The organism is Pelagicoccus sp. SDUM812003, assembly GCF_031127815.1.
In the GTDB taxonomy this organism is placed as follows: Bacteria; Verrucomicrobiota; Verrucomicrobiia; order Opitutales; family Opitutaceae; genus Pelagicoccus.
The window spans coordinates 345738-363334 of the sequence record NZ_JARXHY010000005.1 but is presented as its reverse complement, the minus strand read 5'-3'; the positions used below and the strand labels follow the sequence as shown (position 1 = coordinate 363334).

Genomic DNA, 17597 nt, shown 5'->3' with positions numbered 1-17597 from the left:
GGCCATCTCCGCTCGCGCCGCTCGCTTCGTCGAACCTCTCGGTTCAAATCCTCTCGCATGAGACCTTGGCGTGAGGGGGGGGAGTCTTTCGCCGGGAACAGGTTGCTCGGCGAAATTCAATGGTCGGGGCGAGAGGATTCGAACCTCCGATCTCTACGTCCCGAACGTAGCGCTTTACCAGACTAAGCTACGCCCCGACAAATTGAGGATGTTGGGTTTATAGGCGTCCTGTGATCGCCGTCTAGTACGAATTTAAGAAATTCGCGCTTAGACCTCGGTTCATGAGGCGGAGTCGGGGCTCCGGAGTGGGCTCTTAGCGGGCAAGTATGAAGATCGCGTAAAACCCTTTCCCCATATTGAAAGTGGGGCGCTTGATATCATGTTGCCGACTCATGCGCGTCCTAGCGGCCGGTCATCGCCCGCCCCTTCGATGGCGCCTATTTTTCTAGCAGCTCAAAATTCAACTCACGTAACCAACTCCAATGAAAGAAAAGCAAAGCAACGGCACCTCGGACCTAGAGAAAAAACAGACCACACCTCAGAGGCGCCGCCGCCCGGGGGTCAATCGCATTGCGAAGGCGAAACTGGCTCAGATGGACGATGCTTCGTCCAAGCTCGATGCTATCGAGAATAATTTCGCTACGATCGAGTTCGATCCGGAGGGGTATATCGAGACGGCCAACGAGTTGTTCCTCCAGACCATGGGCTACGAATTGGACGAGATCGTGGGGCAGCACCACCGAATCTTTTGCGATCAGGAAACCCGAGACTCCAAGGCGTACGAGCGGTTTTGGAGCGATTTGAACAGAGGCGTCTCGCAATCGGGAGACTTCAAGCGGATTCGGAAGAACGGCCAGGTGGTCTGGCTGTACGCCAGCTATACTCCGGTCGTAGACGAGGAAGGCGTGACGCGAAAGGTCTTGAAGTTCGCCCAGGACATCACAGCGCGCAAGGCAGCTTCCGCGGATCTTGAGGGGCAGGTCGAAGCGATCGGAAAAGCTCAGGCGGTGATTCAGTTCGAAATGGACGGCACCATCATCGACGCCAACGAGAACTTCCTCAAGACCATGGGCTACGAGCTTTCGGAAATCCAAGGGCGCCACCACTCGCTTTTCGTGATGCCGGAGTACGCGAAATCGGAAGAGTATCGAGATTTCTGGCACACTCTGAAACAGGGCAAATTTCAACGGGATCAGTTCAAGCGCTTTGCGAAAGGGGGGCGCGAGGTCTGGATCGACGCGTCCTACAACCCGATCAAGGGATTGGACGGCAAGCCGTATAAGGTCGTCAAATACGCGACCGATATCACAGAGATCAACCAGATGGCTCGAGCGTACGCGATGTTGGAGGACGCTCCGATAAACGTCATGCTTGCCAATCGCGATTTGGAGATCATCTACGTCAACCCTTCCTCTCTCAATACCTTGAAGCTGATCGAGCAGTATTTGCCGGTCAAAGCCGAGGAGGTGAAGGGGCAGTCGATCGATGTTTTCCACAAGGATCCGGAGGTGCAGAGAGGCATTTTGAAGGATCCTCGCAATCTGCCGCACGAAGCTCGCATTCATATCGGGCCGGAGGTGGCCAACTTGCAGGCCTACGCGATCTACGACTCGAAGGGCGACTACATCGGGCCCATGGTGACTTGGGAGCTGATCACGGAAAAGGTGAAGGCCAAGGAGCGCGAGGAGAAAATGGTGGCGGAGATGGCCGAGACGCTTCGAATCGTAGCGGAAAACGCCCAATCGCTCGGCTCGGCCTCCGAAGAGCTGTCTTCCGTGGCGGCTTCCATGACGGAAAACTCCAACAGCACCTTCGAGCAGGCCAATACGGTCGCTGCCGCTTCGGAGCAAGTGAGCAGCAACGTTGCGAACGTGGCGACCAGCGCCGAGGAAATGAGCGCCTCCGCCAAAGAGATCGCCCAGCATGCTTCCGACGCAGCCCAGGTTGGCTCGGCCGCAGTGGAAGAGGCGGACGCCACCAGCAAGACCATCAATAGCCTTGGGGTGAGTAGCCAGGAAATCGGCGAGGTTGTCGAAGTCATCACTTCCATCGCTCAGCAGACCAATCTGCTGGCGTTCAACGCGACCATCGAAGCGGCTCGCGCCGGCGAGGCGGGGCGCGGATTCGCGGTGGTCGCGAACGAGGTCAAGGAGCTTTCCAAGCAGACCGCCAACGCGACGCGTGACATTCGCAAGAAGGTCGACGCCATCCAAGGCGACGCTGCGGCATCGGTGTCGGCGATCGAGAAGATTCGCGAAATCATCAATCGCATAAACGACAATCAGAATGCCATCGCGAGCGCGGTGGAAGAGCAGACCGCGACCACCAACGAGATCGCCCGCAACGCGAGCGAGGCCGCGACGGGAAGCACGGACATCGCCAAGAACATCTCTTCCGTATCCAATGGAGCCCGCATCACCGCGGATGGCGCTAGCCAGACCCTGACCGCGGCGAAGGAGCTTGCCCAGCTGGCCAGCAATCTGAAGGAGATCGTGGATCGAGGAAACAAGGCCGCCGCGACTCAGTAGCTTCGGTGCCTCGCTCCTCTGCCAGACGAGGCGATGATGAAACCTCATTTGGGCGCCCCGCGCGAGCTAGATCCTCGCGTAGGGCGCTGCCCTCCCAAGATGTATCAACTACTAGAATACGCACGTGCCGGCGAGTGCTTGGCGCCGTTTGGGGCAAGGAAAGATGGGTAGCATCGAAGACGCAATCGCAGCGCCAAGGCTGGAGTCGAACGAGCGAGGAGGGCGCTTCGGGTGCGAGTGGACGGATTTTATGAGGTTTTCTAGAGACGGGCGGAGTTTGGGGCGGGGGCTCGTTTTAGTCATTAAGAAAGTGTCAAAGCCCCGCGGGGAAATGATGAGCTACTGCCGCGAAACCGATGAATACAAGGTTCTCGGCGTTGAGCGATCGGCGCTGCCTTTCCCACCAAATTCCTCCGCAAAGAGATGGAGCTGAACGTTTTTGCAGTCGATGGATCAGTCAACGTCCGCAAGCGACTTGGCGATGCCGTGAAGGCCACGCCCGGATTGCTGCTCAGCGGAGTCGCATCGACCGCATCGATCGCGTTGCAGAAACTGAAATCGATTCCGGCGGATATCATCGTTTTGGATACGGATATCGAAGTCGATGATACGCTCGCGTTCATTCGTAGCGTCGCGCAGCAGTCGCCGGACGCGTATTTGATTCTCTTTGGCAGCGGGCTGGCCCGCGGAGGCTCGATGGTTTTGGATGGAATCTCCGCCGGGGCCCACGACTATCTTCGCAAGCCGTCGGGGCATCCGCTCAAGGATCCAGAGTGGGCGTGTGTGGAGACGGAGCTGATCCCGATGCTCGCGCGCCGTGCCGCGAACCTGCCGAGAAGGCCGTCGAAACCGGACGACCGCAGCCCGCTGCTGGAGGAGGAGCCGATGGTCACGCTAGAGCGAGCGACGCGCAAGGTGGGGGACCGCATTCGAAATGAGGTCAAAGCGGAGGAAGCCAAGTGCGCCAAGCGGCACGGGCTGCCGAAGATCGTCTGTATCGGTTCCTCCACGGGCGGTCCCAACGCCTTGTCGGATCTCTTCTCCCAGTTTCCCAAGCGCTTTCCGGTGCCCATTGTGGTGACTCAGCACATGCCTCCCATGTTCACTCGGATGCTGGCCCAACGCCTCAACGGGCTGGACACGCTCGTATTTCACGAGGGCGAAGAGGGCATGGCGCTCGAAGCCGGTCACGTCTACATCGCGCCCGGTGGAAAGCACATGACGATTCGCTCGGACGGAGGAGCGTTGCGGCTGGGGTTGAACGAGGAGCCTCCGGAAAATTCCTGCCGGCCGGCGGTAGACGTCATGCTGCGCAGCGTCGCCGAAACCGTCGGTGGGGCCGCTTTGGTGACGATCTTGACTGGCATGGGCAAGGACGGCTTTCAGGGCTGCCGAGAACTGGTCGGCCTCGGGGCCACCGTTTTCGCCCAGGATGAAGAGACTTCAGTGGTATGGGGCATGCCCGGTTACGTGGCGAGCGCCGGTCTGGCGGACCGAGTGCTCCCCTTGTCGGAAATCGCTCAGGCGATGAATGAATTCGTTGGAAACTGTCCCGTAAGGCCGTCGAGGTAGGTCCCGTTTTTATCTAATGAGCATTACGAAACAGGAGTTCGACTTTTTCAGAGACTGGGCCCGCGAACGCTCCGCGATATCTTTGGAGGAAGACAAGGAGTACCTGGTGAAGAGCCGCTTGGAGCCGATTCTGCGTCGCCATAAGATCGATACCATATCGGAGCTGCTCGCTTCGCTATCCCGTCGGACGGTCGCCGCAGGATTGGAAGATGAGGTGATCGATGCCATGACCACTAACGAGACTTTTTTCTTCCGCGACATCCACCCCTTCCAGGTGATGCGAGATCATTTGATACCGCAGCTGGAGCGGGAGCTTGGCGAGGAAAGGAAACTGAACGTCTGGTCGGCCGCTTGTTCTACAGGGCAGGAGATCTACTCGCTGATAATGCTCATGAAAGAGCATTTTCCTCAGCTGTTCGATTGGGACCTCAAGCTGTACGCTACCGATATTTCGTCCACGGTTTTGGAGAAGGCCCGCTCTGGAATATATACAGATATGGAAGCGAAGCGCGGATTGGACGAGCGCTTGCGAAATCGATACTTCACGCGCTTGCCCAACGATCGCTGGCAGATCCACGAATCGCTGCGCAAGCTGGTGACCTTTCGGCAGCTGAACTTCATCGATTCGTGGCCGGATATGGGACGGCATCATTTTGTTCTCATCAGAAACGTTCTGATATATTTCGACGTCGACGTGAAGCGCCAGATTCTGGAGCGCGTGCGACGTCGTCTCGACCGGCGCGGATTCATGATGCTGGGGTCGTCCGAGACTACGCTGAACATCGATCCGGGCTGGGAAGTGCGGCGCGATGGCCGGGCGGCGTATTACGTGCCGCGAGCGACGGCAGGCGTTTCCGGAGAGACGCGACCTGCTTAATCACCTTGCGCGAGCTGCCAGCGCGAAGGCTGCCTTCGTTAAAACCCGATAAAAGGACCTCTCGCGATTGAAAAGATGTCGGTATGTCATGCCTTTGGGTAGGAACGTCTCTGCCTGCTTTGGAGGGCGTTCCTGTTTCCGCAATCCAACCCTTCATCCACCATTGATACCCACCATGAGCGAGACGATCAAATCGACTGAAGAAATGATGCAAGGCCTGCACGAAAAGCTGGAAGAGGCCGGCGAATCGCAGAGCGAACTGGACTCCCTCTACGGCACCTTTTTCTTGGATGAAGACGAGTTCGCCTTCCACATTCGCGAGATGCAGGAGGTCGTGAACTACCCGGAACGCGTGAATCGGCTGCCCTTGATGCCGGATTATGTGGAGGGCGTATTCAACCTTCGCGATACGATCGTGCCGCTGATCAATCTGCGCTCGATCCTGCGGCTGCCGGCAGGCGAAGCCGAGACGAGCCACAGGTACGTGGGAATCGTTCGGGTGGACGGCCAGCAGGTCGGCATCGCTCTGGATCGTACGGGGGATGTCATTCCGATGAACGACGAGGAGTTGGCGAAGGTCGAAAGAAAGAAGGGCGATAACATCATTTCAGGGCTGGCGAACTTGGAAGGTGGCCAGCGTATCATCCGAATCATAGCGGCTTCGTCGATCGTGCAGCTGGAGGACATCCCGATGCTCAGCCAAACGGTCCGAGACGATCGAGTGGTCAGCGATTTCGGAGCGATGCTGGGAGGTATCGGCTCCGGCAATACGGCGATCAGTTTTACCAGCGAAGGTTCGGAGTTCGCGATTCCCGTTTCCGATATTCTAGAAGTGCTTGAGAATCCGAAGCTAGAAGATACCCACGTGGCGTACGATAATTGCCTGGGCATCCTAAACCTGCGCGGAGCCATGATATCGGTCATCGATTTTAGAACCGCTATGGGATCCGTATCCCATACGAGCATTGATACCGGTATGGTGATCGTCGTGATAGCCGACCACCGCCATTGTGGATTTCTAGTGGATTCCGTGACGGATGTTTTCGACTTTCACGAAAGCCGAATTATCCCGATCCCTCAGCTGAAGGACAACAAGCGCAAGGGCTGCTTGAAGGGAGTCGTGCCCATTTCGAAAGAACGAGACGTGTTTCTCGTGGACCCGAAAACGCTCTGTGACGAAGAGGACATCCTGGAAGCGATCGAGGCCAGCTCGGTGCCAGACGCCCTCGCGGGAGAAGACATGGGAGCGGGACGAAGCTTGACCGGAAACGCCAGCGGCGCAGGGCAAGGCGGATTGAAGGTATATATCACCTTTAAGCTTTCCAAGACGCTGGCGGTCGAGATCACTGAAGTCGACGAAATCATCGCCTATCCCGACTCTCTCATGGAGCCGCCCGGATACGACGGCTATATCCGTGGCATGCTGAATTTGCGAGGCGGCATCATTCCCATCGTGGACATGCGCAAGTACTATTCGATGTCGGACTACAAGGATATCGAGAGCTGTTCCGTGCTGATCGTCTCGCGCAATGGAGCTCGATACGGGCTGATTGTCGACTCCGTGGAGGATAGCGTGGACGTGTACGAAAGCCAGATGACGGTGATACCCAAGGTGATGAACGATAGCGCTAATGCGGAATACCAAGGAGACGTCAGCCGCATCATCGAGTACACCAGTATCGAAGGCAGAAAGAATACCCTGATGGTGTATAGCGTGGCGTCCTTTTTGAAAACGTTGGTCGGCTCCGCTGTCGCCTGATCAGCCGCAGGGGGAGCGGGTCTCGGCAAATCGAGATTCGCCCAGCGTATTGCGTCGCCTGTCTTTCTCGGATCTATTGCCGGTATAATTCCGCGATAGCGCAGGCTGTCTTGGAGAGCGTGTCGCGGAGTTCCTGGGGTCTCATCGCCTCGGCGTTCGGTCCCCAGCTGAGGATCCATGAAGCGACTTCTACCAAGCTGCCGAGCTCGAAGTGGATCATGATCGAGCCATCGTCTCGGTAGTCCACACGTTGAGAAGGATGCCATGTATTTTCCGAAATGTATTCGGAAATTGGATTCTTAAATAGTATGGAAACTTTGTGGTCGCCGCTGGGAGAATATATACCAAAGCTGCTCCCCAGATAGTCCTCCGCGGAAAACGTTTTAGGAACGGTGAAGGTCGAGCCTTCCAAAGCAGCGCTGCTGGCGCGGTTGAGGAGAAAGGTTCGCATGGCGTCGCGTTTCTGATCCCATCCGATCGCATACCACTTTCCTAGGAAGTTCGTCAGGTGGTAGACATTGAGGGCGCGGCGTTCGGTTTTCGAACCACCCAGTTTCTTGTAGTCGAAGGAAATCGTTCTGCGCTCGAGCGTCGCTTTCGTGAAGGCTTGCAGCAAGGCCTCATTCACCTGGGAAGATCGCCCTTGTCGAAAGGAGATGCTTTGGCTGAGCTCCGATAGGTTGGCCGTTATGGTGTCGGGCAAGCTTGCGGATAGCTTATTTAGAGCGTTCGCCAGCGGCTTTTCGAAAGGCGTGCCTTTGTAGTAGTCCAGCGATTTTCTCGCGATCGATAGCGCCAGCAGCTCCCCCTCGGAAATGTCGATGGTCGGCAGGCTTTGCACTTCACGCGTGTAGTAGTAGCCATGCAGCGAGGAATCGTATTCAAGCGGAAGCAGCATGCGGTCCCTCATGAAATCGATATCGCGGCTGATGGTTTTCGTGCTGACTTCCATCTCTTTCGCCAGCGATGTGCAATTTGGATACGAACCGCTTTTCAGTTCGTTGTGTATGCGTAGCATGCGCTCGATGGCGGGACGTTTGAGGGAGTGTATCTTTTCCTGTGATGACATGCGATTGCGTTAAGTGTAATGCTTTTCGACGGTTTTAGATTCGGTCGGCGGTATGGAATGCGTATTGAAAAAGTGAATTTCGACGTCTTTGAAGGTTCGAAGCGATATCAAAGTGGAGAGCGTTTTCAGCGAAATATAGGCTATTATACGGATGTCGCTTCGTGGTAAGTTTATATAAAACGGCTTAAAAATGATGTTTTTTGTTAGTATTATCTAAATTGAGTTGAATTTGTTGAATAGTGTTCTTTGTTGATTCTCGATGATCAATGATACGTTAAAACAAATTGCAGATGCTAAGGCTAAGCTTGCCAACCTTGAAAAGAAGGCTGCTACGGAACAGGCTAAGAAACTTCGTGATCTGCACAAGTCATTGGGCTTCGATTCTCGCGCTGAGCTGATCGCTGCTCTTAGCGAGCTTGAAGGTGGTAAGGTTAAGCGTGGTCGTAAGGCGAAAGCCCCTGCAGCCAAAGGCGCCAAGAAACGCGCCAAGCGCACCCGTATCACCGAAGAGCTGAAGGCGGAGGTAATCGCCGCTGTTCAGGCTGGCGAAAAGGGCACGGATGTAGCCAAGAGATTTGGCATCTCCGTACCGTCGCTTCAGAATATCAAGAAAGCCGCTGGTTTGACAAAGTCCCGCAAGTAGACGCCTGATCGCTTTTACTTTTACGAAACCTGCTCCATTGAGGAGCAGGTTTTTTTCGTTTGCGTTCGAAAGCGATCGATCGAGCGGTCTAATTAAAACGCTCTGCTGTCGGATCGCTACGCAAGGCGTCGCTTTGCGCAGGCTGGTGGAGCTTTGGCAAACGATGATACCGACGCTGGCGAAGCGACGGCGCTAGGCTGCGAAAGCTAGTAGCGTTGCAGCTTGCTGTCGATAGTGGTGGCCCAGCTATCGATGCCGCCACCCACGTTTATAGACTTCGAGTAGCCGTTTTCGCGAAGAAAGTTGACCACCCGCAGGCTGCGGCCGCCGTGGTGACAGTGCACCAGAATTTCCTTGTCGCGAGGAAGCTCGCTGAGGCGCGATGGGATTTCGTTCATCGGAATATGAAGTGAGCCGTCGATGGTGCAGATGTTGCGCTCGTAGGCTTCGCGCACGTCGACCAATATGGCGCTGCCGCGGGCTAGCTTTTTCTTCGTTTCGATGACGTCTATTTCGATGGGGATTTCGTTCATATTTGAGGAGGTGTTTGAGGATTCGGAGTGGAGTTTAGTCTCGCAGGTCTCTTGATAGGTGGAGGCTTCGATGGAGGTGATATTTGCATGGTCGCCGCAAAGAGGGCAGTTTGGGTCACGCTTCAGATTCAAGGAGCGAAAGCTCATATTCTTGGTATCGATAAAGAGCAGCTTTCCGATCAAGGACTCGCCAACGCCGGTGAGGTATTTGATCGTCTCCATCGATTGGATACTGCCGACGATGCCGCAGAGCGCTCCCATCACCCCAGCTTCTCCGCAGTTTGGCACGCTGCCTGGAGGAGGCGGTTCCGGAAAGAGGCAGCGATAGCAAGGCCCGCCTTTTTGCGGCGCGAACACGGAAGCTTGGCCTTCGAACTTGAAGATGCTGCCGTAGACCAGCGGTTTCTTCGCGAAGTAGGCAGCATCATTGTTCAGGTAGCGCGTCGCGAAATTATCAGTGCCGTCGATGATAATATCATACTGGCTGAAAAGCTCTATCGCGTTGTCGGGCTGCACGCCTTCCTTATGGAGCTGCAGGTTCACATGGGGATTGACCTCAGCCAAGGCGTCGGCGGCGGATTCAATTTTGAGGCGGTCGATATCGCTCTGGCCGTGCAGGATCTGCCGCTGCAGGTTGTGCAGCTCGACCGTGTCGAAGTCGGCGATGCCGATGGCGCCGACGCCTGCCGCCGCGAGATAGAGGGCGACCGGGCTGCCCAGGCCGCCGGCCCCGATGACGAGGGCTTTGGATCGCTTGAGCGTTTCCTGCCCGGCCTGTCCGATTTCCTCCAGGAGAATATGGCGGCTGTAGCGAGCGAGCTCCACGGGGCTGAGCGATGTGTCTTGAGAGGCGGTCATGCTTCGGGTTTTTGTATATGGAAGGTCGGGAATCAATGGTATTGTACGAAGGGTGGCGGGAATTGATTTTGTTTCATGAGCGAAACCAGGGCCATCCGGTTCACGGTTGACGACTTGGGCCGAACCTTCGATGGTCTGGGACTATGGTAGACCGATACGCTGTGATCATGGCAGGTGGAAAAGGCGAACGCTTCTGGCCGGCGAGCCGGCTCGCTCGCCCTAAGCATTTGCTTCCGATCGTGGGGGAAAAGCCAATGCTGACCCAGACCGTGGAGCGTCTGGAAGGTTTTCTTCCTTACGAAAACGTAATTATCATCACCAACAGCGAGCAGCTGGATGGGGTGCGGGAAGTTTGTCCGATGCTTCCCGAGGAAAACATCGTGGCCGAGCCGGTGGGACGGGACACGGCCGCCGCGGTTGGACTGGCCATGCTGCTGGTCAAGCAGAGAAACCCGGACGCCGCCATGGCGATGTTGCCGGCGGACGCTCTCATCAACGATAAGCAGTCCTTCCAGTCCGCGCTTGAGATCGCGTTCAAGGCGGCGGAGAGCTCGCCCAGTCTGCTGACCATCGGGATTCAGCCGACCGAGCCAGCTACCGGCTACGGCTACATCCAGTGCGGCACCTCCGAAAAGGTGATCGACAATCGCGACATCTTCGCCGTTCGCCAGTTCAAGGAAAAGCCGGATCTCGAAACCGCTAAGAGCTACCTGCAAAGTGGCGACTACTTTTGGAACGCGGGCATGTTCGTTTGGAAGGTTTCCACTATTTCCGACGCCTTGGAGGAGTTCACCCCCACCTTGAAAAAGGGGCTCGACCAGATCGAAGCGGGCATGAACGAGGGCAAGGAGCTGATCGGCTTGCTGAGCGAGCTCTATCCGAAGCTGGAAAAGATCTCGGTGGACTTCGCCATCATGGAAAAGGCGACCAACGTGCAGACCTTGGCCGCGACCTTCGATTGGGACGATGTCGGCGCCTGGCCTGCCATCGCTCGCCACTTCCCGAGCGACAAGGCGGGTAACGTGAACAAGGGCCCAGTCAAGTTCTCCGGCTGCTCCAAAAACATCGTGGTGACCGACAAGGATCATCTGGTGGCCTTGATCGGCGTGGAGGATCTCATCGTGGTGCACGTGAAGGACGCCACCTTGATCTGCTCCAAGGACAAGGCCCAAAAGATCAAGGAATTGGTCCGCAGCCTCGGCGAGGAAGAGGCCTACAAAGCCCTGCTTTAGGAAGACTTCATGCGCTGCATCGGTGTTGACTACGGCGAACGCCGCGTCGGTGTGAGCTATGGTGACGAGATTGGCGTCGCGACTCCGTTGCCTGCTATCGTCTTGCCAACCGAAACGGAGCGCCTCGAAGCCCTCGCCCAACTGGCGAAGGACCGCGGCGCGACCGATTTCGTATTCGGTTATCCATACAACATGGATGGATCGATTGGCTTCAAGGCGAAGGAGGTGGACGCGTTCATCGAAAAGCTAGGCGCGTTTAGCAAGCTCCCGGTGCATCGCGTCGACGAAAGGCTCACTTCCCGCGAGGCGTCGAAGGCGTTTCCGAAGGGCCGCGACGACGAGCTGCGACGTTCCGGGAAAATCGATTCCGTAGCGGCCACGCTTATCTTGCAGGACTACCTCAATCAAGTCGTGGCTTTGCCCGAGTATTCAGCTGACGAATACGGAGAGTACGAGGATGATGGCTGCTACGATGGGGATTACGAACGATGAGGTGGAAGTGCAGCTGCGCGTATGACGGCACCCACTACGCCGGCTGGCAAACGCAGAATGGCCAGGAATCGGTGCAGGAAGTCATCGAGACTGCGATAGAGGCCATCGTGAAGCATCGCATCGTCATCCATGGAAGCGGTCGCACCGACGCAGGCGTGCACGCCCTGGAGCAGGTGTTTCATTTCGACTATGATTGGAAGCATGGCGGCGAACGTCTGGTGAAGGCGGTTTCCACCAAGCTGCCGCGCAGCATCAAGCTGCTTTCAGCCACTCCGGTGGACGAGGAGTTTCACGCCCGTTTCTCCGCCGTCTCCAAGCGCTACCACTACCGATTGTTCCTCGGCGATGCCGACCCCTTCCTGTGGCCGTACTGCTTGTCCGTGCCGCGTCAGCTCGACCTGAACGTGATGAAGCGCGGCATGGATCTTCTAGTGGGCGAGCACGACTTCGCAGCCTTTGCTGCGAACCGTGGGCTGGAGTACGAATCGACGGTGCGGCAAATGAAGGCGGTGGAGCTGACGCTAGCGGATCGGCTGGTCCTCGTCTCCTTCGAAGCGAACGGATTCATGTACAAGATGGTGCGCAGCCTCGTCGGCTCGCTGCTCAACGTGGGACTAGGCCGCCTCGCCCTTGATGATCTGCAGAACCTGCTGGAAAGTCGCCAGCGCACTCCCTTGGTGGAAGCCTCCCCGGCCCGAGGGCTGTTTCTGGAAAAGGTTTTCTACGCCTGAATCCGATGGGCCGCCTTCGCTCCTCTCCAGAAGGAGCGTCTCGGGTTTGATTGTTGCAAAATGTGATCTTTTGGGGAAGTTTTCTCCGGAATATCATAAAATCATAGCGTATATTTTCAAATGTTGGCCACAGGGGCGGATCAGGGCGGCGATGAGGCGTCCGTCGTTTTTCAAGAGTTTGATGGAAAGCAGCTTAGCGATCCATTGCACCGTCATGACCACTTCGAGCTCCTCTTCATCTGGCAAGGAAAGGGCCGGTGGCAGCTCGGAGCGAAAACGGGGGCTTTCGAACGCGGTTCCTTGCTGCTTTGTCCTCCAGGCATCCTGCATGCCTATCACGGCGCGCGGGCGGATGGAGAGCCGGGAGCCGTGGGCGGCATCGCTCTGCGCTTTTCGCGCAAGGTCCTGCCGCAGGGGCTGCTCGCCTTGCCTGAGATGTCGGCGCTATGCCGGCTCGTGGAAGCGGCGGAGCAGCCCTTGGTTTTCGTCGTTTCCGATCGCGATCGGTTGCGGGCCAGACTGCGGTCGATCCATCGAGCCAAATCAGCCCTAAGGCTCGCTCGCTTCTATGTGGCTCTAGAATTGGTGGCGGAGTTCGAGTGCCGGCAAGTTGTAGAAGCAGAGGGAGTTGCGAAAGAAATGACGCCTCGTGATCGGGCTCGATTCGATACTGCGAGACGTTTCGTCGAAGGGCGTTTCGCGGAGGGGATCGGTCGCGACGAGGCGGCGTTGGCGGTGGGCTTGGAGCCGGAGGCGTTTTCCCGTTTCTTTCGCTGCGTTTCCGGTACGACCTTCGTCGACTATCTGGCCAATTTGCGGGTGCGGCATGCTGCCACCTTGCTGGGGAGTCGTCGCGGATTGAGCTTGCGCGAGGTGGCCGAGCGGAGCGGGTTTCGAAACCTCAGCACCTTTCATCGCCAGTTCAAACGCAAGCTGGGAACGACGCCCAGCGCATATCGGAAAGCGGCCAATACGGAGAATCAGGCGCCCTAGGACGAATCGCTGATTTTCGTTGCAGGGCGCGGCCCTCGGACCGATGTTGCCCGACTTTCTAACCTCAGATTTCAAAACAGTTATGGGAAAATCATTGTTCGAAAAAGTTTGGGACGCGCATACGGTGCGGACCTTGTCGAATGGTCAGACGCAGCTCCTGATCGGAACGCACCTCATTCATGAGGTCACCAGTCCGCAGGCGTTCGGCATGCTGCGCGATCTCGGACTCAAGGTCGCTTACCCGCATCGCACCTTCGCCACGGTCGACCACATCGTGCCGACCGACCAGCGCGTGGAGCCGTTTGCCGATCCTTTGGCTGATGCCATGATCAAGGAGCTGCGCAAGAACTGCGAGGAGTTCGGGGTGACCTTTTTCGATATTCCTACCGGCAAGCAAGGCATCGTGCACGTGGTCGGCCCGGAGCAGGGCATCACCCAGCCCGGCACTACCATCGCTTGCGGCGACTCCCATACGTCCACCCATGGCGCCTTCGGAGCTATCGCCTTCGGCATCGGCACCACTCAGATCCGTGATTTGCTGGCCACTCAGACCATGGCTCTCGGCAAGCTGAAGGTTCGCAAGATCGAAGTGAACGGCAAGCTGCGACCTGGGGTTTACGCCAAGGACGTCATCCTGCACATCATCCGCAAGCTCGGCGTGAAAGGCGGAACCGGGTACGCTTACGAGTACGCCGGCGAGATTTTCGACAACTTCTCCATGGAAGAGCGCATGACGGTCTGCAACATGTCGATCGAAGGCGGCGCTCGCGTAGGCTACGTCAACCCGGATGAAAAGACCTTCGAATACCTCAAGGGCCGTCCTTACTCGCCCAAGGGCGCGGACTGGGATGCGGCGGTCGAGCGTTGGAAGTCTTTCGCCAGCGATGCGGATTGCGACTATGACGATGTGGTGGAGATCGACGCCGCCGACATCGCTCCCACCGTCACTTGGGGCATCAATCCAGCCCAGGCCATCACCATCGAAGAGACGATTCCCACGGTGGAAGGATCTTCCGAGGACGAGAAGGCCAACACTGCGGAAGCCTTGGAGTACATGAAGCTCGAAGGCGGAGCGGCCATCAAAGGCACCAAGGTTGACGTTTGTTTCGTCGGCTCCTGCACCAACGGCCGTCTGTCCGACTTCGAAGAGGTCGCCAAGTACCTCAAGGGTCACAAGGTGGCGGAGGGCATCAAGGCCATCGCCGTTCCCGGCTCGCAAGTGGTGGACGTGATCTGCCGCGAGAAGGGCATCGACAAGGTCTTCACCGAAGCCGGTTTCGAGTGGCGTGGAGCGGGTTGCTCCATGTGTCTGGCGATGAACCCGGACAAGCTCATCGGCGATCAGCTCAGCGCCAGTTCCTCAAATCGAAACTTCAAGGGCCGTCAAGGCAGCCCTATCGGCCGCACCGTTCTCATGAGCCCTGTGATGGTCGCCGCCGCGGCGATCACAGGCGTCATCAGCGACTCTCGCGAAGTGTTCGACATCAAGGAAACCGTAGGCGCGTAAGCAGAAAGGAACTACAAAAATGGCTTTAGAAAAAATCACACAGGTTAAGGGGCAGGGCGTTTACATTCCCGGCGACGAAATCGATACCGACCGCATCATTCCCGCGCGCTTCATGAAGTGCGTGACCTTCGATACCATGGGCGAGTATCTGTTTTACGACGTTCGCAAGAACGAGGACGGCAGCGACAAGCCGCATCCGCTCAACGACGAGCGCTTCAAGAACGCAAGCATCCTGCTCTCCGGAGTCAACTTCGGCTGCGGCAGCTCGCGCGAGCACGCTCCGCAAGCGATCTACCGATACGGGTTCCGGGGCATCATCGCCCAGAGCTACGCGGAGATCTTTTTCGGAAACTGCACCACGCTCGGCATCCCGTGCTTCATCGCGACCAAGGACGACATCAAGACCATCGCGGCGGCCATCGAAGCGGATCCATCCCTCGAAATCACGTTGGATGTGGAAAACGAGCGCATCCACTTTGGCGACCAGAGCGTGACGGCCGTCGTTCGCGACACCGCTCAGAAGGCGCTGGTGGCCGGCAAGTGGGACATGATCGGCGAACTGCGGGAAGCCGCGGACGAAGTCGCCGCCATCGTCGGCAAGCTTGGCTACGAAGCGAAGTAGCCCCGTTTCTTTCCTGAAGAAAAGCAAGCTTTCGAGCCCCGAGCGATCAGATCGCTCGGGGCTCTTTTGCGTGCCGCGACGAGGCGGCCCTACGGGGAGTTCGGGGCTGTCTGCTTCGCTCGCAATAGGTACTTGCCAAGTAGTTCTATTTAAGTAGTGAGTGTGGATACCCTCCTGAAACCTCAACGTTCCTGCCCAAATGAAAAATCCCCGATCGCTCTATCGCGTCTTTGCGTTCCTGTTTCTCCCCCTTGCCGCCAATCTGCTTGCCTACAATTGGGATGATGTTCCGCTGGAGGAGCTCGCCTCCACCGAATGCAGCTTCGACCCCGAGGCCCCGGCCGAGGTGCTGTTCAAGGAGGTCATTTACGACTTGGACGAGCGCAAGGTTCGCACCATCAAGACGCATCTTCGCACCAAGATCTACGAGGAGAGCGCTTTGGACCAGGCTCGACGGACCAAGATCTGGTACGCCGATTTCTTCAAGGCTTCCGGTATCAATGCTCGGGTGATCAAGCCGGACGGGTCCTACATCGAGATCGAGAAGGACGATGTCGTTTCGCAAACGGAGAAGAAGTCCAACGGTCGGCGCACGCGGTCCACCACCATCTCCATTCCAAAGGTAGAAGTAGGCGACATCGTGGAGTATCGCTTCCGTCTGATCCTGGACGAAGGTTATTTCTTGCCGAAGGACGAGGTGGCGTTTCAGGAGGCTTGGCCCATCCGCAGGCTCGAGTTGAAGATGAAGCCGTACTTTCCCTATAGTTCCGGTTTCAAATGGGCTTCCTTTCGATGCGAACGCGGCATGGAGAAAAGAGGCGATTTTTACGAAATCAGCATGACGAACCAGCCGGGCTATCCGGAGGAGCCGTATCAGGCCCCGGATAGCGACGCTCGGTCCTGGTTTCTGTTCTACGGGGTCACCACGACGAAAAATGGCGACGATTTCTGGAAGAGCGAGGGGAAGCGTCTCTTCCGCGAGATGAGCTCCGATACGAAGGTGGACAAGGAGGTGCAGGCTCTCGCGGACGAATTGTCCGAGGGCAAGAAGAGCAAGGAGGAAATGCTGCGCGCGTTCTACGACTACTGCGTGAGCGATCTCATCAATTCGAGCTACGGCGAAGCGGATCGACTGACGCAGGACGAACGCGAGGACTTGCAGGACAAGTGGGACGCGGGCAAGGTGATCCGAAAGGGCTACGGCACGCCGAATGGCATAAACAAGGTGTTTTGCGCCTTGGCTCAGGCCAAGGGAGTGGACGCCCGCATCGCCGCGTGCGGCGATCGCAGCGAGTACGCCTTCAAGCGCTTGGTGGAGAACGTGGAGGTGGCGCTGCCGCACACCATCGTCGCGATCAAGAACGGAGATGGTTGGGACTTTCACAACCCGGCTTCCAAGTATATCCCCTTCGGTCAATTGGATTGGATTCACGATGGGGTGACGGCCTTGATCCCGGATAAGAAGAAACTGATTTTCGTAACGACACCGGAGGCCAGTCCGACGGAGAACCGCGCTTGGTTCGAGGGAGATTTCGATCTCAGCGCCAACGGCGATTTGGAAGGAAGCCTCGTTTTGAAGGCCAATGGCAACCAGGCTCTCATTTTCAAGCAGATGCTTCACGGCAAGAGCGATGCGGATCGCGTCGATACCATCGAAGAGGTGCTGAAGGAGGGATGGAGCAATTGCCAGATCGATGGCGTGTCCCTCAGCGGCATGGAGGCGCCCGCTGATCCGGTGCGAATCGCTTGCCGCATCAAGATCCCTGCCTATGCGGAAAGCGTAGGCCAGCGACTGTTTCTGCAGCCCAACGTGGAGGAGCGCTACTCGGAGTCCCGCTTTCCAAGCCAGACCCGAAAGACCGAGCTGTTCTTCGATTTCAAGTACCTGGACGAGTCGTCAGTGGTGATCCGCTTGCCGGAAGGCTACGAGCTCGAGGCGCCGAGCGCCCCAAGACCGCTGGTCGTGGAGAGCTTCTACACCTACGAGCCTCGACTCTCTCTGAACCGAAAGAGCAACGAGCTCATCTATACGCGCCGCTTCGAATTTATGGGAAACCGCTACGACGCTCGGGCTTATCCGATCATAAAAAGCGCTTTCGATGATCTACTGGCTCAGGACCACCACACCCTGACGCTGAAACGGTCCGACGAGCTGACCCAGCGCTGATCCCTCCATCGCAT

14 protein-coding genes and 1 tRNA gene are annotated in these 17597 nt (G+C 57.2%); 12 read left to right on the top strand and 3 right to left on the bottom strand.

Annotation, left to right across the window (positions count from 1 at the left end; translation table 11 throughout):
* Nucleotides 1–120 precede the first annotated feature (120 nt).
* A tRNA-Pro gene (locus tag QEH54_RS09925) sits at nt 121–197 on the bottom strand.
* 285 nt (nt 198–482) lie between these two features.
* Between QEH54_RS09925 and QEH54_RS09920 the strand changes: the two genes are divergently transcribed.
* From QEH54_RS09920 to QEH54_RS09905, 4 genes are all read left to right on the top strand, one after another.
* A complete protein-coding gene (locus QEH54_RS09920; protein WP_309018512.1) occupies nt 483–2528 on the top strand; it encodes a PAS domain S-box protein in 2046 nt (681 codons plus the stop codon).
* A 423-nt stretch (nt 2529–2951) separates the two neighbouring features.
* Complete coding sequence (gene cheB, locus QEH54_RS09915; RefSeq protein WP_309018511.1) at nt 2952–4100, top strand: chemotaxis-specific protein-glutamate methyltransferase CheB; 1149 nt, start codon at nt 2952–2954, stop codon at nt 4098–4100.
* 16 nt (nt 4101–4116) lie between these two features.
* The gene (locus QEH54_RS09910; protein ID WP_309018510.1) at nt 4117–4977 is read left to right on the top strand and encodes a protein-glutamate O-methyltransferase CheR; all 861 of its coding nucleotides are present in this window, start codon (nt 4117–4119) and stop codon (nt 4975–4977) included.
* Between the two features lie 175 nt (nt 4978–5152).
* Nucleotides 5153–6736, top strand: coding sequence for a chemotaxis protein CheW (locus QEH54_RS09905; protein WP_309018509.1), 1584 nt, complete (start codon nt 5153–5155; stop codon nt 6734–6736).
* A 73-nt stretch (nt 6737–6809) separates the two neighbouring features.
* Here QEH54_RS09905 and QEH54_RS09900 read toward each other — a convergent pair whose 3' ends face one another.
* On the bottom strand, nt 6810–7805 hold the full coding sequence (locus QEH54_RS09900) for a WYL domain-containing protein (protein ID WP_309018508.1): 996 nt from the start codon (nt 7803–7805) through the stop codon (nt 6810–6812).
* 259 nt (nt 7806–8064) lie between these two features.
* On the opposite strand from QEH54_RS09900, the gene QEH54_RS09895 reads away from it, so the two are divergent.
* Entirely contained in the window at nt 8065–8448 is a 384-nt protein-coding gene (locus tag QEH54_RS09895) for a hypothetical protein (protein ID WP_309018507.1), read from the top strand.
* A gap of 206 nt (nt 8449–8654) precedes the next feature.
* Here QEH54_RS09895 and moeB read toward each other — a convergent pair whose 3' ends face one another.
* Nucleotides 8655–9839, bottom strand: coding sequence for a molybdopterin-synthase adenylyltransferase MoeB (gene moeB, locus QEH54_RS09890; RefSeq protein ID WP_309018506.1), 1185 nt, complete (start codon nt 9837–9839; stop codon nt 8655–8657).
* Nucleotides 9840–9982: 143 nt separating this feature from the next.
* Here moeB and QEH54_RS09885 point away from each other — a divergent pair, with 143 nt between their 5' ends.
* The 7 genes from QEH54_RS09885 (at nt 9983) to QEH54_RS09855 (ending at nt 17583) form a co-directional block, all read left to right on the top strand.
* The gene (locus tag QEH54_RS09885; protein WP_309018505.1) at nt 9983–11071 is read left to right on the top strand and encodes a sugar phosphate nucleotidyltransferase; all 1089 of its coding nucleotides are present in this window, start codon (nt 9983–9985) and stop codon (nt 11069–11071) included.
* A 9-nt stretch (nt 11072–11080) separates the two neighbouring features.
* On the top strand, nt 11081–11563 hold the full coding sequence (gene ruvX, locus QEH54_RS09880; RefSeq protein ID WP_309018504.1) for a Holliday junction resolvase RuvX: 483 nt from the start codon (nt 11081–11083) through the stop codon (nt 11561–11563).
* Nucleotides 11560–12294 (top strand): tRNA pseudouridine(38-40) synthase TruA, encoded by a 735-nt coding sequence (gene truA / locus QEH54_RS09875; RefSeq protein WP_309018503.1) that lies wholly within the window; start codon nt 11560–11562, stop codon nt 12292–12294. The genes ruvX and truA overlap by 4 nt, the downstream gene beginning before the upstream one ends.
* 120 nt (nt 12295–12414) lie before the next feature.
* Nucleotides 12415–13287 (top strand): AraC family transcriptional regulator, encoded by an 873-nt coding sequence (locus QEH54_RS09870; RefSeq protein WP_309018502.1) that lies wholly within the window; start codon nt 12415–12417, stop codon nt 13285–13287.
* Between the two features lie 82 nt (nt 13288–13369).
* A complete protein-coding gene (leuC, locus tag QEH54_RS09865; RefSeq protein ID WP_309018501.1) occupies nt 13370–14794 on the top strand; it encodes a 3-isopropylmalate dehydratase large subunit in 1425 nt (474 codons plus the stop codon).
* Between the two features lie 19 nt (nt 14795–14813).
* On the top strand, nt 14814–15416 hold the full coding sequence (gene leuD, locus QEH54_RS09860; protein ID WP_309018500.1) for a 3-isopropylmalate dehydratase small subunit: 603 nt from the start codon (nt 14814–14816) through the stop codon (nt 15414–15416).
* A 199-nt stretch (nt 15417–15615) separates the two neighbouring features.
* Nucleotides 15616–17583 (top strand): DUF3857 and transglutaminase domain-containing protein, encoded by a 1968-nt coding sequence (locus QEH54_RS09855; RefSeq protein WP_309018499.1) that lies wholly within the window; start codon nt 15616–15618, stop codon nt 17581–17583.
* Nucleotides 17584–17597 lie beyond the last annotated feature (14 nt).